Consider the following 23,516-nt stretch of genomic DNA (forward strand, 5'->3'; position numbering starts at 1 on the left):
CAGGGAATTTAACAGGATTACAGATGACAAAGAAATTACTACTGGTAGAAGATGACGCCATTTTTGCAAATACACTAATGCGCCGATTAACAAAACATAATTTTGAATGTCAGCATGTGGAAACTAACTCTGAAGCGTTGTTAGCTTGTCATCGATATCAGCCAGATTATATCTTGCTAGATATGAAACTCGCTCAAGAAACAACGTTGAGTATCATAACACCTATAAGACAATCTTTACCTAATAGCCGAATCATTTTGCTAACCGGTTTTGCGAGTATCACCACCGCGGTTGATGCAATAAAGCTGGGTGCAGATGATTATTTGTCTAAACCAATAGATACCCGAACTTTATTAGCCACACTAAATGAGAGTAAAGCTTCTTTAATTTCAACAGATACACAATCAGATGGTGAAACAATGTCTGCTGAACAAGTGCAGTGGCAACATATTCAGCAAGTATTAAAAGCCAATGATGGTAATATTTCGGCTACGGCTAGACAGCTTTCAATGCACCGAAGAACGCTACAAAGAAAGCTGCAAAAACGCCCGATAAGCTAAAAATTATACGCGACATGTTGATGAAACCTAACAATCATCTCTTCCTTTACTGGCTCCATCTCTAATTCTGTCGCCATTAGACGTAATGCCTGCTCTATTTGATTTAAAAAGCGACCAAAGCCATATTCTGTTTGGTTTTTATCGGTTGCAACAAAAACCAATTGAATAGTATCTACTAATTCGTTTGCATCCCATTTACTGATTATGCCACATGGGTTTTGCTCAGGGTTGTATCCAAGCATTTGTAACTCACCAATGCGTGACACTATATCGTGTAAACTAAAACGAATAATAGGCACTAAACCATTAGCAATTAAAGCACCGTTATTTAAATTATAATGTTTAGATGCTTGAGTAAAAGTATCTGTTATATAGGCGTAAAGTGGATTGTAAGGGTCACTTGAATGGGGATCTACTTCCACCATGTTCAATAACCTATTTGATATCGGTAAACTGATGGTAGCATAGGTCATTGCTGAGTGGTGTTCCGGTAAGCTCACATGTTTACTGGCATAACGCTGAGCAATAGGGCGTAGCTTATGTGCGTGACTAGTGAGGCTGTTATCTGCATTGTTAGGCTTATGTTTTGCAAATAAATCATAAGTAATATGCTGATGATCGCGAAGACGAATATCAGCACAATCAACAGTGATATCTCTAGCATAACTTTTAACTAATTGAGCCACTTTTGAATGAAACCTTGCGGCATTATCTCTGATATCGCTACCTGTTGTTAAAAACAATAAAGCTATTTTTTTAGCACGTTTATTAACATCGAAAAATGACTTCTTTAACTGGTGTGTTTCAGGGTTATAATAAAAGAGAATTTGCTGATTAGTTTGCCATTGGTGCATTTCTTGATTAAAACGAACACGAGCGAGTTTGTCATTGGCGATAAATTGACAACTTTCTATTTCAAACCTATCACACAGGTCAAAAAATGTTTCTGCTAACGTGTGATAAAAATCATAATATCCGTGCGCTTGCTCAGATGTGGATTTTGGTAAGAACTTACTAAGTAACTCATCAGTTATGGCAAATTCGGCCAAAATATATTGATTGTCTCGAGCATTACTCGGAATATAACTTTTATGCGCAGCACTACGTTTTCTAATAATAGACATAGTTTTCCTTGCGTACTTTTGGGTAAATTTAAATTGCGCTAATTGTAGGGACTGAAGATGACACTTTTATGTCATCCTCAAATAAATTCATCACAACAAGCTTCAGCTTCATCGTATATACAAGGGATAAAATTTTGTTAGCAGATCAACAATCATTGATAACGGCAGTAAATACAACTATGCCATTTGGTAAATATGCAGGAAGAAAACTATTACAACTCCCTGAGCCTTATTTAGTATGGTTTAACAGTAAAGGGTTTCCTGAAGGAAAGTTAGGGGAGCAATTAGCACTTATGTATGAAATAAAATTAAATGGCTTAGAAGGAATGTTAAAGCCATTATTAAGAGAAGATTAAGCTTACTTATAAATTAATTATTTCTAATTTTTCGTATTTATATAACGTCTTATTCTAATAAAAAACAGTTGCATTTTTATAAAGAGTTGTTTTTTTTGAGAGAAGTTTTCTGATGATAAAATAGACAATATCAAATATCTTTTAAAGAATTTTTTATGACATATTCATGATAAATTTTTACTTGCATCGAAGTGATAATTATTTTTAAATGAGTTGTCAGCGAGTCAATTTATAAAACAAAACTGACCACAACGTAGTTAGAGTTATTATTTTGCTAATTAAGATAACTCTTTATTTTAAAAGATATTTTATATAGTTACGAGGTGTTTTAAAAATGAAAAGACAGAAAAGGGATAAACTAGGAAGGGCACACTCCAATGGATATCAAGCTGGACTTAGCGGCAAATCGAAGGACAATTGTCCTTATGAAAGTCTTGATGCCAAATCGCAATGGCTCGGAGGATGGCGAGAAGCAGTAAGTGATCGAAATATGGGGTTATTTAAATAATTTTTCGTACGGATATTTTTAGCACAACGTCGCTCTGATTGTTTGTTGAATCAGAGCCTTGTGCTGTTATAGTAAGCAACTTTTCCTTGATAAGCAGATACGCTCTTTATTTGTAAACCTTCAACCTGCCAATTACTCTATTCCCCACATGCAGCACAGTGTTTTTGTTTTTTCATGGTAAATTGCTGCCAGCGATTTGCTAGGCCATCGAATAAATTCAACTGGTTTACTTGAGCAGGGTTCCCCGTTAAAACTTTAATCGCTTGCAATGCTTGCGTACCGGCAATAATGGCTAAAACGGGGCCGAGAATCCCTATGGTTTGACAATTATTTGTCGGTGCTTTTTCTGTCGCTGGAAACAAACAATGATAACAAGCACTGTTTGCATTTCTTGGATCGACAAGTAGTTGTTGACCATCAAACCCTGTGGCAGCACCGATAACCAAGGGAACTTTATGAGTAACACATGATTGATTAATAAGGTAACGGGTTTGAATGTTGTCAGAGCAATCTAAGACTAAGTCAACTTGTGGGAAATAGTAGTCACATAACTCCTGATCTAACATCTCACTGATCGCCTCAACCTCACTATCGGGATATTGCTCTCGCAACTTTTCGGCAGCGGTATCGGCTTTGTTTTCATTGATATCTTGCTCACAAAATTGAATTTGTCTGGGTAAATTACTCAATTCAACGGTATCGCCATCAGCTAGGAATATAGTGCCAATGCCTGCAGCGGCTAAATATAAACTAACAGGGTTACCTAAGCCGCCAACACCAACAATTAATACCTTGGCATTGCGCAACGATAATTGACCTTGAGGGCCAATTTTGTCCATCATAATTTGTCGAGAATATTTTAACTGCTCTTGAGTTGTTAACACGTTTTTACCTTTTTGTTGATGAACTCGTTAATATAGATAAGTGCGCACGGCACTGGCTTTAAACTGCAAATACACATCTTGATTAATAGTCAGCGCTAGTTTTTGTTGTGAAAAAGTGCTGATAGCGACAAAAAAAGTTTGCTCATTATCACCTTTTTCCCCACATATCGTAGTGAGCAATACTTTGTTACCCATGATGTCAATGGCGACTATTTTGGCTAAAAGGTGATTCACAATTGAAGAATTAGCTGGCTCTGTTAGAGAAATACTAATATCTCTGGCTAAAATAAAGCAACGTAATGTTTTTTCACTAATCGCTATGTCTTTTGCCTCGATGGCAGGTAAGTAAATAGTATTGCAGGGGGTACCTGATGGGCTTAACGATAGCTCTGCTAAACCATGGCCATTATTTAGCGTTTTAATGGGTAGTGATAAGCTAGTTTGTTGGTGACAAATTTCATCAATTTGTCCTGATATTTGATTATGGTTTAACTCATGTATCATTTGATGAATACCACCATAACCAATAACTTTCCCTTGCGATAACACCAATAGCTTGTCGCATACTTGTTGTAATTCATCTACAGAGTGACTGACGTACAAAATGGGAAGTTGTAACTCATGCTGAATAGTATGTAATAACTTAAGTAGAGTCACTTTTGCTTGGCGATCCAGTGCGCTTAAGGGTTCATCAAGCAATAATAATTTTGGCTCAGCTAAAATGGCGCGGGCTAGGGCAACTCGTTGCTTTTGTCCGCCAGATAGTTCATCAATGGGTTTATTTAATAAGGCATCTAACTCAGTCAATTTGATTATTCTATCAATTGATAAGCGCGATGTTTTGCGGCGCTTTAACGCAAATCTTAAATTATCTAAAACGTTCAGGTGAGGGAATAGACGGGTATCTTGAAATACTATGCCTATTTCTCTATGTTCAGGATTGACAAAAGTATCAGTGTCGCTGTTGATTAGGATTCGATCATTAAAAGTAATATCACCGGTAATGTTTTTTTCTAAACCTGAGATAACACGCAATAAAGTTGACTTGCCAGAGCCAGAGTGCCCAAAAATCCCAGTGATCCCTTGCAAAGTTAATTCTTGCTCGATAACAAGTTCAAAAGGCGGGAAGTTAACTTTCAAGTGTAGACTCAGCTTCATGACCTAGCCTTTTTAGTCACTTTTACTTTAGCGGTATTCAATAAATAAATAGCAGATAAAAGTACCATAGAGCCTATTAACAAACTCATGGCTAAAACATGCGCTTTGGCATAATCAAAGGCTTCTACATGATCAAAAAGTGCAATGGATAACACTCGAGTTTCACCAGGGATATTGCCACCGATCATCAGGATCACTCCAAACTCACCAACCGTATGAGCAAAGCCTAAACTAGCGGCGGTAATAAAACTTGCTTTAGTGATAGGGAGGACAATATTGAAAAATCTATCTAGCGGACCTGCACCGAGCATTGCTCCTGCCTCAAGTAATGGCTCACCAAGTTGCTCAAAAGATTTTTGTAATGGTTGGACAACAAAAGGAATTGAGTAAAGCACCGAGCCAATAACAATGGCTGAAAAACTAAACGCAAGTTGTTGCCCTGTGGCTTGCTGCCAAAGTTGCCCAGGTAAATATTGTGGTGAAAAAGCGATAAGCAAGTAAAAGCCTAATACGGTAGGTGGTAACACTAGCGGTAGAGCAACAATGGCTTCAATAATTACTTTAAAGCGGCTTTGCATTTTAGCTAGATACCAAGCCAAAGGGGTGCCAATAATGAGTAAGATCACTGTGGTGATCCCTGCCATTTTTAATGTTGTTATTAGGGCAAGTAAATCTGGATTCATCATATATCAGAGCCACCAATATTTTGATTTTCTTGCTGAATACCTTGATTTGCATAGCCAAAACTAACAATGTTTTGTTGGATTTTTGGCGATAATAAATAATTACTTAATTGTTTAGCTTGAGCTTGATTCTTACTGTTTTTCAGAATGACCAGTTGCTGAGGAATGGGTTGATGATAACTACTTGGGATAATAGCGCCGCTTAAATTATTTAAAACCAACTGACTATTTGCTACCAAGCCACTGTTTACCGCTTGACTGCGTACTTGAGTGAAAGTTTGAGTAACGTTAATACCTTGAATTAGTTTAGCTTGGTATTGAGACCACAGGCTTAAGTGCTCTAGGGTTTCTTTTGCTGCTTTCCCATAGGGTGCAATATCTGGGTTAGCCATTGCAAAACGTTGAGGAATAATTGCCAAGTCATTTAACTTTGCTTGGTGAGTCATTGAAAATAAAGCAAGTTGGCCAACCGCATAAGTTTTCCGGCTGTTGCTGAGTATTAAGTTTTTCTGCTCAAGTTGTTCTGGCCTAACAGCGTCAGCAGCTAGGAAGATGTCAAAAGGCGCGCCGTGAGTTATTTGTAGATATAAGGCCCCGGTAGCACCACTAATTATTTGCGTTTCAATATTAGTTTGCTGCTGAAATTCTACTAATAGTTTTTTTAATGCTGGGGTGAAATTGGATGCGACAGCGATACGCAGAGGCTGTTTGTCATTACTGTAGACAACACCACTCAAACTGAAGGTTAATAAAAGAAGGACAATGTTAATTGCTAGTCGTAAAGAAGAGTTCATCTGTTACCATTTAGCTGCTTTATTTTCATCACTGCTTTTGGCATCGAGCCACTTCTTACCTTGCTCGCCACTTTCTTTTTTCCAAAAAGGTGCTTTTACTTTTAAATAATCCATAATAAATTCATTAGCGGCAAATGCATCTTGTCGGTGCATACTGGTTACCCCAACAAAGACAATTTGCTCACCAATAAATAACTCTCCAACACGGTGGATCACTTTAACTCTGCCTATATCCCAACGCTCTTTAGCTTGTTGGATAATCTTTTCTAAAGATTTCTCTGTCATTCCTGGGTAGTGTTCAAGCGTTAAACTACTCACTTGTTGCCCTTCGTTTTTATTACGAACACGGCCTGTAAACGTTACTACAGCGCCATCAATTGCATTATTTTGCTCAAGTAATGCAACTTCGTCAGCGAAATTAAAGTCAGTATGTTGAATCGAAATTTCTGTATTCATAAATAGTAAACTCTTGTGTACTTAGTTTATCCGCCGGTAACAGGAGGGAAAAACGCTACTTCATCGCCGGACTTTATCGCTTGTTCATTGGATACCATGTCATGATTCACCGCAGAAAGTAAGGCACTGTTAGCAAAGACTTGTTGCCATTTTTCGTCTTTGTTTGCCAAAGCGACTTTAACATCAGCAACTGTGGCAAGTTGCTCACTGTTGAGTGTTAATTCGCTGCAATTTAACTGCTCTCTTAAGGCTGCAAAAAATACCACTTTTATCATGATGTAATCCTATTTCTTCAACTTATTATTTGCTTTGCCAGTGGCCTGACTTACCACCTTCTTTGGTTAATACTTTTATGCCATGAATTTCCATGGCGGGATCTGCGGCTTTACACATATCAAATAAGGTTAAGCAAGCAACCGACACCGCGGTTAATGCTTCCATTTCAACACCAGTTTGACCGGTTAACCGACATAGGCTAGTGACTAAGACTTGTGAGTTTTCATCATCAAGGGTGAAGTCTACTTGTACTTTACTTAGCATTAATGGGTGGCATAAAGGAATTAAATCACTACACTTTTTAGCCGCTTGAATACCTGCAATACGTGCAACAGCAAAGACATCACCTTTTTTATGCTTTCCTGTGGTAATCAGTTCAAACGTGGCTCGATTCATAGTGATCAAGCCTTGCGCTGTGGCGGTACGTGAGGTCATAGCTTTTTGTGTGACGTCAACCATATTCGCCTCACCTTGTTGATTCAGGTGGCTTAATTCTACTTGTTGGCTCATTAGTTTCGACTCTCACATTGCTGTGCACTAAGGTTTAAATGTGGCACAAAATTACAAGGTTTGTGGCTAGCATCTAACTGCTCTTTAATAACTTTATCCCAAGCGGTTTTACAGGCATTGGTTGAGCCGGGCACACAGAGAATTACAGTTTTATTAGCGATACCACCAAAGGCACGTGATTGTATGGTTGAAGTGCCTATTTCGCTAAGAGATACATGCCTAAAGACTTCGCCAAAGCCTTCAACGTTTTTATCAAATAACGCCATTAGTGCTTCTGGGGTGTTATCTCGGGCAGTAAAGCCCGTTCCACCTGTTGAAATAATCGCGTTGATTTTATCATCGGCAATCCACTTTGAAACTTGCGCACGTAACTGGTAGACATCATCAATCACTATCGCCTTATCGGCTAGGTTATGACCTGCTGTTGTTAAGCGTTCAACAAGTGCTTGCCCTGAGGTGTCATTTTCTTCAGTTCGAGTATCTGATACCGTTAAAACCGCAATGTTTAAAGGGATAAAAGTTTTGCCGCCATGTGCTGACATAATGTTTCCTTTGAAAGTATCTTAAAGTGTGAAAAGTTTTTTAGCTTGTTGCCATTCATTTGGGGTATTGGTATTAAATAGCGTATTCGTATCGTTGATTTGGATAGCCTGATGCGGAATTTGTTTTAATAACCCTTTAAATGAAGGTCCTTTAGTAGCGAACCTTGCATGGCTTGCTTGGGTATTTGTTTTTCCAGTAAATGCTTGTGATAAAAATAATGCTAAATAGGCATTGTTGGGTAAATATAACGGAATATGGTGGCCGGAAAAATAGGTGGCTTTTTGACTTAATTCGCCTTTAACTCGTAAATCAGTTAATGCTTTGGCAGTCATAAAAGGCAAATCTACTGGGACTATAAGTAAAGATTTAGTCTCAGGGAATCGAGCCAAAACACTTAAAATACCAGCAAGGGGGCCACTTTGTTGAATATTGTCAGGGACATCATAATCATCGCCACTGACGATCACACTATCGACACCTGAGTCAGCTAAAGTTTGTTTAGAGAACTCAAGCATAGTACCGTTGACATGCTTTAATTTGGCTTTATCTTGACCCATACGTGATGATAAACCACCGGCAAGTACCACGCCCAAACAGTTATCTGATGCTTTCAATGTCATGTCAGCCGCCCAGCATGGCTAGATGTTTAGTGGCGCCTGTTATTTTCTCGTGTAGAAAATGTGTGGCTTTTTTATCGCCTAATAAAGAAAGTATTTGTGCTTGCAAAGGCTCTATATTATCACTTTGCATTTGTTCTCGCAGTGATAAACCACTTTCGCCAAATAAGCACAAATGTAGCTTACCTGAAGAGCTAACCCGCAAACGATTACAGCTATCACAAAAATCTTTTGAATAAGGCATGATTAGACCAATTCTCCCCTGATAATCAGGGTGATAAAATTCTTGTGCAGGGCCAGAAGATTTGCTTTGAATCACAGGTAGCCAGCCATCTAAGATCAGGTTTTGTTTAATACGAGAGCCTTGTACGTGTTGAGCATCAAAAAAGGCTTGGTTATCACCGGTTTGCATCAATTCAATAAATCGTAACGTAACCGGAGTATCTTTTAACCAATCTAAATAGCTTTGAATATCTTTACCGCTATACTCGCGCATCAATACGGTATTCACTTTCACTGATGGGCGACCATCAGCCAGTGCCATATCAATACCTTTTAAAATAGTATCAAGCTTGTTATGTCCAGTGATAGCCAAAAACTGTCTCGGATCTAAACTATCTATGCTGATATTAATAGCATCTATACCGGCATCTAACCAATCAGGTAAATGCTGAGGTAGTTTAAAACCATTGCTGGTTATGGCTACTTTTTTTATACCTTGGGTTTGTTTACAGCTAGCAATAATTTCAGGAAGATCTTTTCGAAGGGCAGGCTCACCGCCGGTAATACGAATTTTTTCAGTGCCAAGGCCTGCAAAAGCAGCTGTGACGCGTTGAATTTCTGCAAGCGACATAAAGTCACGCGGTTGATCACATTGATAACCGTCAGGCAGGCAATAATTGCATTTAAAATTGCAAACGTCTGTAATTGAAAGGCGCAGATAGTAAAACCTGCGGCCAAAGTTGTCTGTTAACATGTCACCTTTCCAAATGTCGGGAGGCTAACGTGTTTCCTTGTTAACCCTGGCAGCAAAAGCCTAATTAAAGAGGCTTGCTACGGCTTGAAATAACATGGTCTGAATTAAACAACAGACGTTAGCTATTTCAGCTCGGTGTAAAATACTCATATTAAGTATATATCATTTCATGGCGAGCATAATAATGTTTTTTGTTTTGATACTTTTTGATTAGCATCAAGAATTGTGCAAATTAATGATTATATAAACATAATGCACGATTACTTTTTAATACATATAAGTGATAATAGTAATATTAAGTATTTAAATAAAATTTTGAAGTGAGTTTATTATGTCTGATTGTTGCTCTGCGCCCGGATTATTACCTTTTGATACGGCGATAGAAAATATGTTGTCACAAGTTAAACCTGTGACACAGACATTGAATCTACCGATAACTCAAGCCTTGAACTATGTACTAGCTGAAAATATTACTAGCCCACTCAATGTTCCTAATCATGATAATTCTGCTATGGATGGTTATGCTTTTGCGGTTGAAAGCTTAGACAAAAGCACTAGGTTAACCTTAGTGGGTCGCTCTATGGCGGGAGCTCCATTTCAAGGGAAGTGTGAATTAGGAGAATGTATTCGCATTATGACAGGAGCAAAAATACCTGATTGTTGTGACAGTGTTGAAATGCAAGAAAACGTTCAGGTCGATAATGAAAACATCACATTCTTACAAAAAAAACAGCTAGGCTCTCATGTTCGCAAAGCAGGTGAAGACATTCAATTAGGCCAAGAAGTGTTAACTAAAGGGCATAAAATTACGGCTTTAGATGTTGGTATTTTAGCTTCACTAGGCATTAATGAAGTGACAGTCTACCGAAAGTTAACAGTGGCATTAATTGCTACGGGTGATGAATTAAAATTGCCAGGACAAGCGTTAAACCCCGGAGATATATACGAAACAAACAGTTTTGTTTTAAAAGGAATGCTAGAGAAGATGCATATTGATGTCATTGATTTTGGTGTCATCAAAGATGATTTTGAAGCCATTAAAAGTGCATTTATTAAAGCCGATAGCCAAGCGGATGCAGTAATTTCATCCGGTGGTGTCTCAGTAGGAGATGCCGATTACACTAAAACTGTTTTAGACGATTTAGGTGAAATTGGTTTTTGGAAAATTGCCATGAAGCCCGGTAAACCTTTTGCATTTGGTAAATTACCTCAGAGCATATTTTTTGGCTTACCTGGTAATCCGGTATCAGCCTTAGTCACTTTTTATCAGTTAACAATGCAGGCCCTGACTAAAATGCAAAATGCTCAGCCACTTAAACGTACTGATTTGCGAGTTAAATGCGCCAAAGCGCTAAAAAAATCTCCGGGTAGAATGGATTTTCAGCGGGGAATTTTGTCAGTTAATGAACTCGGTGAAAGTGTTGTTGAGTCAACAGGTGCACAGGGCTCTGGTATTTTATCAAGTTTAACACGTGCTAATTGTTTTATTATTTTAGCGCCAGAGCAAGGTAATGTTGAAGCTGGAGAAAAAGTGACAGTTCAACTGTTTGACCAGTTCATTCAATAACTTAAGCTATTATGTTACAAATTTGTTAAATGATAATTATTTGCAATTTGACGAGGTGCGGTTAAAATATGAGCAACCGTAAGAGAGAGTACCTTTAATGAAACATGAGTTTAGCTTTGGGAAAATTAATATTCTTAGTGATAATATTGCTGAGATCATAATCAATCAAGATGTGGAGTTATCCATTGAAATGGTTGAAGAATTTGAACACTTTTTCACCGAGCAATTTCTAGGTGGTTTTGGTCTTTTAGTCAATAAAATTAATCGTTACCAATACACCTATGAAGCCATGCTAACGATAGGCTCCCATGAAAATCTTAATGCTATTGCCGTGGTCAATTATCACCCTAAAGATGTAATAAAGAGTGAGCAAATAGCTAAGCTCAGAGAATCTGATAACTTAAATTTAAAAAGTTTTTCAGGTTTAGAAATGGGCTGGCAGGATGGTCTAGATTGGCTTAATGCCGAATTGTCAGTAAACAAAGAACTGTCAGAATAATCTAACAGTCCTTTGAATTCATATAGCTATTACAGCTGAGCAAAGCACTTAGCAGCAGCTTCTAATGTATTTTCAATAATTTCATCTGTGTGTGCAGTAGATAAAAATCCAGTTTCAAATGCAGAAGGCGCTAGATAAACACCATGCTCAAGCATTAAATGGAAAAAACGTTTAAATTTATCGCTGTCACATGCCATCACTTGTTCGAAAGTGGTGATAGGGTCTTCATCACTGGTAAAGAAAAAGCCGAACATTGCACCAACATAGTTAATGCTTAAATCTATACCTTGACGCTCCGCAGCTGCTTTTAAGCCCATCGCCAACTTTTCTGTAGCCTCGCTCAGTTGTTGATGCTTATCACCCTTAGCTAACTCAGTTAAGGAAGCAAGACCCGCAGCCATGGCTATCGGATTACCTGAAAGTGTACCTGCTTGGTACACAGGTCCTACAGGTGCGATGAAATCCATAATTTCTTGCTTGCCGCCGAAGGCACCAACGGGCATACCACCACCGATAACTTTACCTAAGGTAGTTAAATCTGGCTTGATATTATAGTGAGCTTGTGCGCCACCTAATGCAACACGAAAGCCAGTCATCACTTCATCGAAAATAAGTACTGAACTATACTCATCACAAATGGTACGTAGACCTTCGAGAAATCCATCTACTGGCGGAACACAGTTCATATTACCTGCTACAGGCTCAACAATAATACAGGCAATTTGATCTGCGTATTGAGCAAAAATCTCTTTTACTTGTTCAAGGTTGTTATAACTAACAGTTAACGTGTGTTTGGCAAAATCGGCTGGAATTCCCGGTGAGTTAGGTACACCTAAAGTTAATGCTCCTGAGCCTGCTTTTACTAATAAAGAGTCGGCATGGCCGTGATAACACCCTTCAAATTTTAATATTTTATCGCGTCCCGTGAACCCTCTCGCTAGTCGAATTGCACTCATTGTCGCTTCGGTGCCTGAGCTAACCATGCGTAATGATTCCATAGAAGGTACTAACTCTCGTACTTTCTCTGCCATGGTAATTTCAAGCTCTGTCGGCGCTCCAAAACTGAGTCCATTTTGTGCAGTGTTAATAACGGCATCTAAAATAGCAGGGTGGTTATGACCTAAAATCATAGGTCCCCATGAGCCTACGTAGTCAATATATGCATTGTCGTCGGCATCATAAATATAGGCGCCTTGTGCGCGTTTTATAAATGAAGGTGTACCACCAACACTATTAAAGGCACGCACTGGCGAATTAACACCACCAGGGATGATATTTTTTGCTTGAGAAAATAAATGCTCTGAATTGCGGGTTGAAAAATTTGTTGATCCATTCATAGTAAAAAACTCTTATTGGGTTCGCTGGTAATGATCTTGGCTACAATTACCAAGTTTTCATTCAGAAAATTATAGAACAAAAGAAAATTAACGCTTGTTTGTGTGCCAGTTTACGTCTTTTTCATATTGGGTTAATTGATCTTCAACACCTAATGTTAAAGCAAATAATGCCATTCTGACTAAAACACCATTTTGTGCTTGTCTGAAAATAGCGAGACTGTCTAAATCATTTAAATCAATATCAAGCTCATTGGCTTCTGGACGTGAATCCCTAGGCAATGGGTGCATAATAACGGTATTTTCACGACAATATTTTTGATAGACACTTCTGTTTAAACTGAAATGGCCACGATATAAATCGGCTTCATCTTTACTCGCAAATCGTTCTTGTTGAATACGAGTTTGATAAATAACATCACAAGATAAGTTTCCTGCCATTGTATCGGTAATGATCACCTGATGACCGGCATCTACTAACGTAGAAACAACGCTATCAGGCATCTGCAGTTCAGTAGGGGAAACCATCGTCACTTTGACATTTTTATATAGGCTAAGTAGCTTGGAAAGAGAGTGTACTGTACGGCCATGCTTTAAATCACCCATCAAAACGATGTCAAGGTTATCTAAACCCTTTTGGTAATGCATCATTTCAGATTGGATAGTAAATAAATCAAGTAGCGCTTGGGTAGGGTGTTCATTAGCCCCATCACCACCATTAATTACAGGTACGGTACTTCCTTTGGCAAATTGTTCAACAGAGTGCATTTGCGGGTGGCGCATGGCGATAACATCGCTATAGCCACTAATTACTTGAGCGGTATCAAATAATGATTCACCCTTGCTTAAAGAGGAGTTCTCTTGACCGACAGTTTCGCGAACAAAGCCACCTAATAAGTTAAAGGCAGTTCCAAAACTTACTCGTGTTCGTGTACTAGGTTCAAAAAATAGGTTACTTAATATCGCCCCATCAAGTACATGACAACGTTTTTTTCTTGCGGCATAAGGCGCCATTTGTGCTGATATATCTAGAATTCTAGCGATTGCTTCACGATCAAATTGTGAAACTGACAGGATATGACTGCCTTGAAATGTCATCATTATAATAGCGTTATTCGCGGAAAAATTTGGCAGGAATATAGCACAAAAATAGCAAAATTTAAAATATTGATATTAGAAGATCGCGAGACGACCTTCTATAACTGAAACGTTAAAGCCGTTATAAAGAGCGGCGACTATTAACCAATATTAGTAAAATTAACAAAGGCCAAAATACCGCGCCGCCACTGCTAGAACGAGCATTAGTGCTGGTCGTTACTGGTGCAGCAGGCGTTGGCGTTGTCACTACGGTCGGGGTAAAAACAATATTTCGAATATGAGCATTATCATCACCTTCTGAGGTGAAAGCATCTTTGGCGTAAAGCCAAGTGATCCTATGGTCACCTTCAGTAAAGGCAATAGTTTCACTCGTGTAAGAAACGTCACCTGAAATAAATTTAATTAACTCGTTATCTAAATACAGATATAACGCATCGTAGGGAGAATCTGCATCTTCAGTATTCTCTTCAGAAGAAACCGCCCATTCAAACGATAACTCACCTTCACCTGAAAGTACTAACATAACCGCACTTTCTTGATTATTAGCAATCACGCCACTGACAATAGCCGCTTCAGTGTTATCGAGTTGCCAAGCATTATCACCGCCGCTATACCAACTTAAAGCATCATCATTATTTGATAGCTGAGTTTTGATAGTATTGGCAACAGCAATGGTTTGTGCCGTTAGCTTACTGCTACTGGTAAGGGTATCGTTGTTGTCTGCAGTAATAACTAGAGTTGCATTGTGGTTGCCAACTTGAGCAGCATCATAATTTACTGTTAATTGGCAGCTGGCACCTGCGTCAATAATATTACAAGTATTGCTCGCTATAGTGAAATTAGCATCGCCATCAATAAGGTAGGTTAAGTTGACACTGAGCTGACTATTATTGGTTAGTGTTATTTCAGAACTTTGCGGTGAATTTTGTGCTTGAAAGCCATAATCAAGGTGTTGTTCAATAGCTACACCTTGAGTAATTTCATTAATCCATTCTATAAAGAGAGCAGAGCGTGTATAAACACCAGGGAAACCATCAGCAGCACAACCAACTCCCCAACTAACGATACCAATTTGCTGCCAACCTTCATTGGTATTAACCATCAATGGACCACCACTGTCTCCTTGACAAGAGCCTTTGCCACCTCCAGCGACCGCGGCACAAATCATAGCATCTGTGACACCAACACTTTCTGATGAATAATTACCGCCATATAAATCAGAGTAGGATTGAGCCAGTGTACTTTTACAGATTTCGTTGGTCATTAGCTGTAAATCAACTTGGTGCAATACATCTGGAAAATCGGAAGTTGGTCCACCATCAGGAGCATAACCTTCTCTTCCACCCCAGCCTATCACGGTTGCTGTGCTATTTTCCATTGCTAGCAAGCTAGTTTGCTCAAGGTTTATTAAGGTGACTGCCTCATTGTTAACACTACTGGTTAATTCAATTAAGGCAATGTCATTATTTAATTCAGTGTCTTGTTCATAATTTGGGTGCATATAGATACGCTCAACTGACTGAGCATTTTCAGCACCATTACTTAAATCATACTCGCCAACATTTACTTTCAATTGTTGGGCAGATACACCATCAACGCAGTGTGCAGCTGTTAATAGCCATTTATCACCTAAAAAAGAAGCACCACAGGTGGATGATTGCGCCAGAGCTACCCCCTCAGATACTGATAAGTTTGCTGTTGAGCCAACTATTGCGATTAAAGCCGCGCCATCGGCCTGAGTAATTGCTAAAGCAGGTATGCTTCCCGTAAAGTCATCACCTAAAGTTCCGTTAAATAGGCCTTCTTCATTGTTATAAATAATGGCGCCAATGCCACCTCCGGCTTGACAGTTTTCAACTTTAACAGAGAAATTAATATCACCACGCTCGATTAAACAAATATTGCCTGTTGCTGCATCACATTGGTTATCGCCAATACCGCAATCTACTATCACTCCAGTGGCAGTGCCAGCAACGCCACCGCTAAAGGCTTGACTATCATAATTAATATTATCAACACTCAGTGTTGTGGTGGTTTCATTGAAGGTATAAACCAGTGCTGACATCCATGGCCAGTCACCTTCGGTAGCTATTTCTCCACCAACTATTTTGGGCTTGATCGGGCTAATTTGAGCAGACGTAGCGTATGTTAGTGCGCTTATAAACAGCGCAAGGGTGGAAACGAAGAAGAGAAATGTTTTTGAAACGTTTTGCATGTTTACTCCTAACTTCAGTTTACTCGCTATGATTAAAAAAGCCAGTAACTCTAGGGATGTTAATATTATGTAAATTTAACACCCTTAGAGTTGATTTTAAAGTTATGGTTTTACATTAACTAAACGTCGGTTTTACGTAAGCCAGAATAATAATGATAAATAGCGCTATAACAGGGATTTCGTTAAATAATCGGTAAAACTTACCGGAGCGAGTATTGTTATCTTCGGCAAAGTCTTTCAGTAATTTAAAACAATAAATATGATAGCCAAAAAGTAAAATCACTAAACTAAGTTTAATGTGTAACCATTTTGAAGCGATGAACCAATCAGCTCCGTAAGCGTGAATAATTGCTAAACCAAAGGCTAAGGTTAGCAGTGCAAATGGCGTGATAAAATACAGTAGACGCTTTTCCATGCCTTTTAACTGTTTAATGACTTCCTCTGAATCTGTTTCTGCGTGATTCACAAAGAGTCGCGGTAAATAAAAAATACCAGCAAACCATGCCACCATAAAAATAACATGAAAAGCTTTAAACCATGCAATATGGCTGACGATAAATGCACTCATTAGATAGATTTTCCTTTCGTTTTCTTGCTTAACTTTCCAGTAACTAGGTATTGTCGAATTTGTTCAAAAGTCACAATACCAATAATATCAGTGATATCTTTTTGATAGATATATACACCACCGCAGCGACTATCCACTAGCGCTAAATAAGCTTCAGCTAAAGTCGCCTGATGAGAAAGAGGGCTGAGTTTATGTAACCACATTTTTTCTGATACCTGATAATCACTGCTGGTTTCTTCACCGACAACCTCTTTAGGGGCTTTCTTGCTAGCTAAAGGAGTCTGTGGGTCAAATTCAGCCCAATAATAACTGATTTGCTGAGTAACTTTTTTATTAACCATGATTTTTTTAATGGTTTTATTAATGACAGGAATATCTTCCGGTGTACTGACCACGCAACCCGCAATAGACTTTTCAGTTTCTTGCTCTATTAATTCAAATTTATCTTTCATGATGCCGAGCACACCAATTTTTTGTAGTGTTTTCTCTATCGGTGGCTTTCGATACACTAAATTTTGCACGTCTAACTGCATAGTGAAAATAGAGCGGTTATGAAACAGTTGCCCTGAAATAATACTGGCGATAGTAATAACAACCATTGCGGGCAGTATTATTTCTAATTGACCAGATAGTTCAACCACAGCTAATAGTGCAGCAAGTGGTGCATTTAAGGTAGCAGCCATAAATCCTGCCATGCCTAATAAAATAAAGTCACTACCAATATGTTCACTGGGTAACACTTGCATCACTATAGCGCCACCCAAGGCTCCGGCAATAGCGCCTATACCTATAATAGGCCCAATTACGCCACCTGGGATGCCAAGGCCTAATGCGAAAGTAGTCATTACAAACTTTGCTAATAATAAAGCCAGTAATAACCCTATTTGCCAGTTATTATTTAATGAAACATCAATGGCACCACTTCCTACGCCCATAGCTCCAGGTACGAGGTAACCTAGACTGCCAGTGATCATCGCCGCAAGCATTAATCTAGGCACAATATGAAGTTGAGCGCTGTGTTTTATCACTGATACTAAAGTTTTATTAAATGCAGCGGCCAAAGGCCCAAGGATAAGCGCCAGAATGATTAGCGGAATATAATGTTGTGGAATAAGCTCTATTTTGTGGAAGTATTCGAAATTATGAGAAACATCAAAAAAGCTTCGGGTCATTAAGGAGCCAACAAGAGAAGCAAGCATTATCGGTATAAAAATATGTACTTTATACTCACGCATAATTACTTCCATAACAAAAATTACCGCAGCGATAGGGGTGTTAAAAGTTGCGGAAATACCTGCTGCAATACCACATGCACATAAGGTTCTAATACTGTTATAGGGTAAGTTTAATGCGCTACCAATGTAACTACTAGCCGCAGCACCTAAGTGGACTGCAGGTCCTTCTCTGCCAACTGAAAAACCTGAAGCTAAAGCTACAGCGCTACCGAAAAATTGATTTAAAGTATTTTTTAAAGGGATAATGCCATGAGCAACCTTTAAACGATGTAATACAAAAGGAATACCCGTTCTAAGGTATTTATAACCGGTTAACCAAGCGAATAATAATATGATTAACGAGCCGATTATCGGTAAATCAAAACGACTTACATCATCTAAGGTGTTATAGTTGTCGCGCTTGATCAAATAGAGCTGTTGAATTTCTTCAATAGTAACTGTGAATAAAATAACTAATAAAGCAGAAGCAAAACCACCTAGAATAGCAAGTACACAAATTTGCCAAGAGGTTTTAGGTAAAGCTAAATGCTTTCTTATTGCGGCAATTGTCGTCATTATTAGTAATTGAAATTATTGATATAAGGTTATTGTACGCGAAATACCCAAGCCACCTCAAGATACGAATTCAGCAGGAATTAGAAACGCCTTAAGGTAAGGTATTAATTGAAGATAGTAATGGTATATTGAACAAGCTTTACTTAACGCACTATGTTGAAAGAAAAGCATTAAAAAGATGTCATCTTAATATGACTCTTCAGACATATTGAAACATCTATTTTGAGGTATTTTAGGTATATATGAATTGGTTAGCAAAAATAAATCTTAGGGTTGTTGTTGAGCGTTTAGGTCCATTTAAATCCGCAGTCTTCTTACTGGTTATTATAGCTCTTTGTCTGTTTTCGGGCTACAGAGTCGGCAATTTCTATCATAATTTTCAAGTTTCGACATTAGCACAGCAAAAACAGCGTCTAGATGATTTATATCACCAACAGTCAAAGCAAGTGGAGCGAATTCATACCTTAGAAGTCGAGTTAGCGGTAGAGCAATTAGCTAACCAAAATGCTCAAGTAACCCTCAAAAAAATGGCCGATGAACATTACCAAGTAAAAAAACAGCTCGCCTTTTATGAAAAAGTGATGGCACCAGAAAAAGAAGCTGATGGCTTAGTGATTGACAATGTTAAAGTAAATGCGACGCAAAGCCCTAATCATTACAATTATCAAGTGATACTGGTACAGCAATTACTCAAAAAGCGTTACGCAAAGGGATATATCGATATAGAAATCATTGGTAGTTTAAATAGCAAGCCAAGTGTTTTGAAACTTAAAGATATTTCTGACGTTGCAAAAAGTGATTTAGCGTTTAGCTTTAAATATTTTCAGGTACTCGAAGGAAGTATTACTTTGCCAGAAAATTTCGTACCAGAAAAAATTCAACTATCTGCTATTCTGAGCAAAAACAAATGGCAGAAATACCAGAAGCTTAGCAAAACACTGCCGTGGAGTATTGAATAATCACACAATAATACTTGATTAAATTAGTCAGGTTTAAGATAATTAGCACGTTTATTGTTGTCCATATTTTATTAAGTAGAGTTTCATGTCTGAGTCCACAGCCAACCAAGAATTACCGATTAAATTTACTGACGCTGCGGCGACAAAAGTATTGTCATTAATCACCGAAGAAGAAAACCCAGAATTAAAGTTAAGGGTTTATGTTACGGGCGGTGGTTGTTCAGGTTTTCAATACGGATTTACTTTTGATGAAAAAGTAAATGACGGAGACATGACTATTGAAAAGCAAGGGGTTTTGATGGTTATTGACCCAATGAGCTTGCAGTATTTAGTTGATGGTGAAGTGGATTACCTTGAAAGCCTCGAAGGTAGTCGATTTGTAGTGAATAACCCAAATGCAACAACCACTTGCGGTTGTGGTTCATCTTTTTCTATATAAATATATTCGAACATTTTATTTTAAAGCCTGCATTATGCAGGCTTTTTACTTTATGAAGATAAAATAACTCTCTTACGCGATTGGAGATTTTTTATGTTCGTAAAGCTGTTCATCGGCTTCTTTGAGTAATTCGTCCATGGTCTTCTTACCATCACTTGCTGCTGCACCACAGCTAATGGTTATCGGTAAAAATGAGCCTTCATAAGGCATAGGGTTGTTTTCAAAGAACTCAGTTAGTCGTTGGCAGGCTTGACGTGCCTCTTGGTATGTTTGGCTAGCTAAAGTAATAACAAATTCATCGCCAGCGTATCGAAAACATTTATCATTCTCACGAATTAATTCCTGTAACTGAGTGGCTACATAAGTAAGAACTTTGTCACCGCAATCGTGCCCGTAGGTATCATTAATTTGTTTGAATTTATTACAATCAATAAATAGTACTGAGAATGGCACTTTGTATCGTTTCTGCCTAATTAACTCTTCATTTATTGACACTTCCATTAAGCGGCGATTGGCGACACCAGTTAAGCGATCATAATGAGCCATGTATTCTAACTGCTCTCTGATCATAGCATTTGATAAACACAGACTAATTTTTACGGCTAAATGCTCAAGATGTATTGTGCCTAAACTAGGATGGTAACGCGCTTTATTTTTATCAATAAAAAGCAAACTAGCAAATAACTCACCTTCTAAAGTGAGTGGTGTTAAAGCAGCAGACTGGCCAATATTAACTAAAGTTTTTGGTATTAATTCGTTAATATCACTAAGCTTGTTGGTTAAATAAGGCTTTCGCTGCGGGTGATAAGCTAGCAACTTTTCTTTGCTAATAGTTCTTGTGTTGGCTTGGTGCCAACTGGTTTGCATATTACCACTGAGTAAATATTTGATGGGCGCAGGATCAACCAAGAGCAGATAAATACCTGTTAAGTTGAACTTATCTTTGATCATGGTTAATAGTTGTTGTAGTAATTCTTTACTCGATTTACAGCTGAGTAATTGTGTTTCTATATCAAAGATTTTTTTTGAGGCAGCTTCATACGCTCTAGAATTAGCGATAACATCAGCTAATTTTTTCTCTAATTTGGCAACATTTTTTGACATAGTTAAACTAACCTCTTTTACTATAACTGAGACGTAAACTCATAGGTGTTGAGTGAGGGGCTTTGTTTGATTACTAGCGTATTACCTTAAGCGTAACTAAGGTGAGAAGCAAGGGGAAAATTATTTGTAAGTAGGGCGGAAATTTAACCATCTGTCATTAACATTTCAATAATTACATTCATATCTAGGTCAAACTCTTCAGCGCAAACACCTTTTTGAATAAAATCATTTGTTTCAGACAAATCAATATCTTCAGCATCAACAAAATCATTGACGGTAACACTATAAAAACTCCGCACCTTAGGTTTGGTTGGGTTACTATCATTACGCTCTTCTATGATGGCTAATTTTTTGGAGTCCAGTTGCACTAATGAGCCAACTGGAAAAACTCCAACACATCTAATAAAGTGATCCACTAATTCTACGTCTAAATGATTGTTCTGCGCTAATTCACGTAATATGGCAAATGCCTTAGGATGAGAAAAACCTTTCTTATAGACTCTTGTCGCGGTTAATGCATCGAAAATGTCACAAATAGCAATCATACGTCCATATTGATTGATATCCTCTCCTTTAACTTGAAAAGGGTAACCCGTACCATCGAGTTTTTCATGATGTAATGCTGCAACCTCTAAACTTAACTGCTCAATATTGGGTGTTTTTTTAATAATATCGATAGAATGGTTTGCGTGGGTTTTCATGATGGTAAATTCATCATCAGTTAGTTTACCCGGCTTATGTAAAATTTCATCAGGGACCATTATTTTACCAATGTCGTGTAAAAAAGCGCCAATGGATAACTGCTCAATGATTTCTCTATCGAGTTTGAGGTATCGAGCAAAAAGTGTGATGTAGATAGATACAGAGACCGAATGCTCTAAAAGGTACTCATCTTTTGCGCGAATATTAACGATACAAGCAAGTGAGTCTGGGTTATTGAAAATGGCGTCTATACTTTTATTACAGACATTAATCACAGGGGATAACTCTATATCTGCACCACTAAGCGCCTGAGAAAATAGCTGTTTTTGTACTTCTTTTGATTCGTTAAACAACTCTTTGGCGTGCTTTAATTCAGCGGTGATTTTAGCTCTAGGATTGCTATTAAGTGTGGAAGAGAGAGTTTTGCTCTCATCTATAATTATTGACTGAACATCTTTGCTTTTTAAGTTATTAATTACATTAATATTTTTAATATGCCCAGATGAGGTTAAATTGAAATTACCCAATTGCTTTTCTATTTTTACTACATAATGACCGACTTGTAGCTCAGTAATATCAATTTCTTTTATCAAACCATGATCCATGTTCAGTGTTATTCTTATAATCAGATACGCCTAATCAATCAGTTTAGCGATATTTTTAAAATAGACAATAACAATTTTCATTAATAATGGCGTCAATTTTGCTACATTATTGTCATTTAGCATTCAATAAAGTTGAAATTTTGCCGATAATAGTTTGTCAGTGATAGTAGATATCAACATTTTCGTGTCGTTATTTTGTGTTGCCAAATATAGGTAAGTTTTCATTTAAGGTATTTATGCGTATTTTTATAGCTCTATTTCTATTATTAAGTTTATCACCAGCCAAAGGGCAGAATTTGCAAGCCGTGCAAATTTATACTGATGATCAGCTGTTAAATTTAATTAAAGATAACAAACACCTGAGCCAAGTAGTGTTAGATGAGTGTCAATTAGTGCAAGATATCGAAGCGCGAGCAATTAAAGCAAAAATGCCTTCATACCAATTTTTATGGGGCGATATGCTTGCCTATGGTGTCTGTGTCAAAAAAGACATCGAGTTAGGATTGCATTATATGCAGTTGGCCGCTGATCAAGGTTTATCTGAAGGGCTTGAACAAATGGGCCGTTATTATCATATCGGTAAATTTATGCAGGTTGATATGAGGCAGGCTATTATCTACCTAAAAGCTGCCGCCGCTATGAATAATCTTGCCGCTCAAATGCGTCTGGCAAATATATATCAACAAGGCTATGGCAGCCCATTAGATTACCCCGCACTTTATTCTCAGCTTCATCATGCTGTGACAGACGATAAAGTTACCTATAAAAAAATTAGTCAATTAAAAAAACAACTGGCGATGAAGATGCCTGCTCATGTAATCGATTCAGCTAAAAGATCAGATTATACTAACTAACCAGCTATTCGCTTGCCATACGTTCATCTAGCAGCTATTTTTACTGACTGCTGTTTTAAATTGTCTTGCGATAGGCCAGCTATTAACGGGAAATTTCCTTAAATTAAGTAAAACTATCAAGCTAGAGGTCGGTTGAGAGGAGAGCTACCTTATTTCAATGAGTGATACGCTTGTTAAGCCGAGTTCAGGTTAACTACCTCGCAAATTTTACTAAAGCTCAGCGGTAAAATACCTCATCTTTTACGGTACATATTTTCTTAACTTTCACCTGATAACTTTGTGATATACTTAGCAAGTATATCAAGTGGGTAAGTACACTTGGTATAGGTAGCTCTTA

Annotated in this window: 26 protein-coding genes and 1 riboswitch; of the genes, 8 read left to right on the top strand and 18 right to left on the bottom strand. The window is 37.9% G+C overall.

What is annotated here, in order from left to right:
* The first annotated feature begins 23 nt into the window (after window positions 1-23).
* Window positions 24-560 (top strand): response regulator transcription factor, encoded by a 537-nt coding sequence (locus AC27IF_RS02225; RefSeq protein ID WP_487051746.1) that lies wholly within the window; start codon window positions 24-26, stop codon window positions 558-560.
* Here the strand turns inward: AC27IF_RS02225 and AC27IF_RS02230 are convergent.
* Window positions 557-1,684: a DUF3083 family protein gene (locus tag AC27IF_RS02230; protein ID WP_487051748.1), complete on the bottom strand. Its 1,128-nt coding sequence runs from the start codon at window positions 1,682-1,684 to the stop codon at window positions 557-559. The two genes, AC27IF_RS02225 and AC27IF_RS02230, sit on opposite strands and share 4 nt — an antisense overlap.
* A gap of 134 nt (window positions 1,685-1,818) precedes the next feature.
* Between AC27IF_RS02230 and AC27IF_RS02235 the strand changes: the two genes are divergently transcribed.
* Window positions 1,819-2,040 carry a DUF3820 family protein gene (locus tag AC27IF_RS02235; protein ID WP_487051750.1) on the top strand — a complete coding sequence of 74 codons (222 nt, stop codon included), beginning with the start codon at window positions 1,819-1,821 and terminating at the stop codon, window positions 2,038-2,040.
* Window positions 2,041-2,374: 334 nt separating this feature from the next.
* A complete protein-coding gene (rmf, locus tag AC27IF_RS02240) occupies window positions 2,375-2,548 on the top strand; it encodes a ribosome modulation factor (RefSeq protein ID WP_487051752.1) in 174 nt (57 codons plus the stop codon).
* 137 nt (window positions 2,549-2,685) lie between these two features.
* Here the strand turns inward: rmf and AC27IF_RS02245 are convergent, their stop codons facing one another.
* The 10 genes from AC27IF_RS02245 to moaA all read right to left on the bottom strand — a co-directional run bounded on the left by AC27IF_RS02245 (window position 2,686) and on the right by moaA (window position 9,445).
* Window positions 2,686-3,432 (bottom strand): HesA/MoeB/ThiF family protein, encoded by a 747-nt coding sequence (locus tag AC27IF_RS02245; protein WP_487051754.1) that lies wholly within the window; start codon window positions 3,430-3,432, stop codon window positions 2,686-2,688.
* A 27-nt stretch (window positions 3,433-3,459) separates the two neighbouring features.
* Window positions 3,460-4,590 (bottom strand): molybdenum ABC transporter ATP-binding protein, encoded by a 1,131-nt coding sequence (gene modC, locus AC27IF_RS02250; RefSeq protein ID WP_487051756.1) that lies wholly within the window; start codon window positions 4,588-4,590, stop codon window positions 3,460-3,462.
* Entirely contained in the window at window positions 4,587-5,276 is a 690-nt protein-coding gene (gene modB / locus AC27IF_RS02255; RefSeq protein WP_487051758.1) for a molybdate ABC transporter permease subunit, read from the bottom strand. Before modB ends, modC begins: the two co-directional genes overlap by 4 nt.
* Entirely contained in the window at window positions 5,273-6,067 is a 795-nt protein-coding gene (gene modA / locus AC27IF_RS02260; protein ID WP_487051760.1) for a molybdate ABC transporter substrate-binding protein, read from the bottom strand. The genes modB and modA overlap by 4 nt, the downstream gene beginning before the upstream one ends.
* Window positions 6,068-6,070: 3 nt before the next feature.
* A complete protein-coding gene (moaE, locus tag AC27IF_RS02265) occupies window positions 6,071-6,523 on the bottom strand; it encodes a molybdopterin synthase catalytic subunit MoaE (protein WP_487051762.1) in 453 nt (150 codons plus the stop codon).
* A gap of 26 nt (window positions 6,524-6,549) precedes the next feature.
* Window positions 6,550-6,798 carry a molybdopterin converting factor subunit 1 gene (moaD, locus tag AC27IF_RS02270; RefSeq protein WP_487051764.1) on the bottom strand — a complete coding sequence of 83 codons (249 nt, stop codon included), beginning with the start codon at window positions 6,796-6,798 and terminating at the stop codon, window positions 6,550-6,552.
* 25 nt (window positions 6,799-6,823) lie between these two features.
* Complete coding sequence (gene moaC, locus AC27IF_RS02275) at window positions 6,824-7,309, bottom strand: cyclic pyranopterin monophosphate synthase MoaC (RefSeq protein WP_487051766.1); 486 nt, start codon at window positions 7,307-7,309, stop codon at window positions 6,824-6,826.
* Complete coding sequence (moaB, locus tag AC27IF_RS02280) at window positions 7,309-7,851, bottom strand: molybdenum cofactor biosynthesis protein B (RefSeq protein WP_487051768.1); 543 nt, start codon at window positions 7,849-7,851, stop codon at window positions 7,309-7,311. Before moaB ends, moaC begins: the two co-directional genes overlap by 1 nt.
* A gap of 21 nt (window positions 7,852-7,872) precedes the next feature.
* Window positions 7,873-8,472 carry a molybdenum cofactor guanylyltransferase gene (gene mobA, locus AC27IF_RS02285; protein WP_487051770.1) on the bottom strand — a complete coding sequence of 200 codons (600 nt, stop codon included), beginning with the start codon at window positions 8,470-8,472 and terminating at the stop codon, window positions 7,873-7,875.
* A gap of 1 nt (window position 8,473) precedes the next feature.
* The gene (gene moaA, locus AC27IF_RS02290) at window positions 8,474-9,445 is read right to left on the bottom strand and encodes a GTP 3',8-cyclase MoaA (protein WP_487051772.1); all 972 of its coding nucleotides are present in this window, start codon (window positions 9,443-9,445) and stop codon (window positions 8,474-8,476) included.
* Window positions 9,432-9,595: riboswitch (molybdenum cofactor riboswitch) on the bottom strand. Its footprint overlaps the gene before it by 14 nt.
* Window positions 9,596-9,776: 181 nt before the next feature.
* Between moaA and moeA the strand changes: the two genes are divergently transcribed.
* Together moeA and AC27IF_RS02300 are read left to right on the top strand one after the other, a co-directional pair.
* Window positions 9,777-11,012, top strand: coding sequence for a molybdopterin molybdotransferase MoeA (gene moeA, locus AC27IF_RS02295; protein WP_487051774.1), 1,236 nt, complete (start codon window positions 9,777-9,779; stop codon window positions 11,010-11,012).
* 97 nt (window positions 11,013-11,109) lie between these two features.
* Entirely contained in the window at window positions 11,110-11,511 is a 402-nt protein-coding gene (locus tag AC27IF_RS02300; protein ID WP_487051776.1) for a hypothetical protein, read from the top strand.
* Window positions 11,512-11,540: 29 nt separating this feature from the next.
* On the opposite strand, the gene hemL is transcribed toward AC27IF_RS02300, so the two are convergent.
* From hemL to AC27IF_RS02325, 5 genes are all read right to left on the bottom strand, one after another.
* Complete coding sequence (hemL, locus tag AC27IF_RS02305; protein ID WP_487051778.1) at window positions 11,541-12,848, bottom strand: glutamate-1-semialdehyde 2,1-aminomutase; 1,308 nt, start codon at window positions 12,846-12,848, stop codon at window positions 11,541-11,543.
* 87 nt (window positions 12,849-12,935) lie between these two features.
* Complete coding sequence (locus AC27IF_RS02310) at window positions 12,936-13,946, bottom strand: aspartate carbamoyltransferase (RefSeq protein WP_487051780.1); 1,011 nt, start codon at window positions 13,944-13,946, stop codon at window positions 12,936-12,938.
* A gap of 118 nt (window positions 13,947-14,064) precedes the next feature.
* A complete protein-coding gene (locus tag AC27IF_RS02315; RefSeq protein WP_487051782.1) occupies window positions 14,065-16,158 on the bottom strand; it encodes a trypsin-like serine protease in 2,094 nt (697 codons plus the stop codon).
* A 115-nt stretch (window positions 16,159-16,273) separates the two neighbouring features.
* A complete protein-coding gene (hemJ, locus tag AC27IF_RS02320) occupies window positions 16,274-16,726 on the bottom strand; it encodes a protoporphyrinogen oxidase HemJ (RefSeq protein ID WP_487051784.1) in 453 nt (150 codons plus the stop codon).
* Complete coding sequence (locus tag AC27IF_RS02325; protein WP_487051786.1) at window positions 16,726-18,516, bottom strand: chloride channel protein; 1,791 nt, start codon at window positions 18,514-18,516, stop codon at window positions 16,726-16,728. The genes hemJ and AC27IF_RS02325 overlap by 1 nt, the downstream gene beginning before the upstream one ends.
* Window positions 18,517-18,758: 242 nt before the next feature.
* Between AC27IF_RS02325 and AC27IF_RS02330 the strand changes: the two genes are divergently transcribed.
* Together AC27IF_RS02330 and erpA are read left to right on the top strand one after the other, a co-directional pair.
* Complete coding sequence (locus tag AC27IF_RS02330) at window positions 18,759-19,475, top strand: DUF6776 family protein (protein ID WP_487051788.1); 717 nt, start codon at window positions 18,759-18,761, stop codon at window positions 19,473-19,475.
* Window positions 19,476-19,560: 85 nt separating this feature from the next.
* Complete coding sequence (gene erpA / locus AC27IF_RS02335) at window positions 19,561-19,914, top strand: iron-sulfur cluster insertion protein ErpA (protein ID WP_487051790.1); 354 nt, start codon at window positions 19,561-19,563, stop codon at window positions 19,912-19,914.
* A 72-nt stretch (window positions 19,915-19,986) separates the two neighbouring features.
* Here erpA and AC27IF_RS02340 read toward each other — a convergent pair whose 3' ends face one another.
* Together AC27IF_RS02340 and AC27IF_RS02345 are read right to left on the bottom strand one after the other, a co-directional pair.
* Window positions 19,987-21,018: a sensor domain-containing diguanylate cyclase gene (locus tag AC27IF_RS02340; RefSeq protein ID WP_487051792.1), complete on the bottom strand. Its 1,032-nt coding sequence runs from the start codon at window positions 21,016-21,018 to the stop codon at window positions 19,987-19,989.
* A 143-nt stretch (window positions 21,019-21,161) separates the two neighbouring features.
* On the bottom strand, window positions 21,162-22,313 hold the full coding sequence (locus AC27IF_RS02345) for a cyclic di-GMP phosphodiesterase (RefSeq protein ID WP_487051794.1): 1,152 nt from the start codon (window positions 22,311-22,313) through the stop codon (window positions 21,162-21,164).
* Between the two features lie 248 nt (window positions 22,314-22,561).
* Here AC27IF_RS02345 and AC27IF_RS02350 point away from each other — a divergent pair, with 248 nt between their 5' ends.
* Window positions 22,562-23,179: a tetratricopeptide repeat protein gene (locus AC27IF_RS02350; protein ID WP_487051796.1), complete on the top strand. Its 618-nt coding sequence runs from the start codon at window positions 22,562-22,564 to the stop codon at window positions 23,177-23,179.
* The last annotated feature ends 337 nt before the right edge of the window (window positions 23,180-23,516 follow it).

Source organism: Colwellia sp. KS18-150, assembly GCF_057551365.1.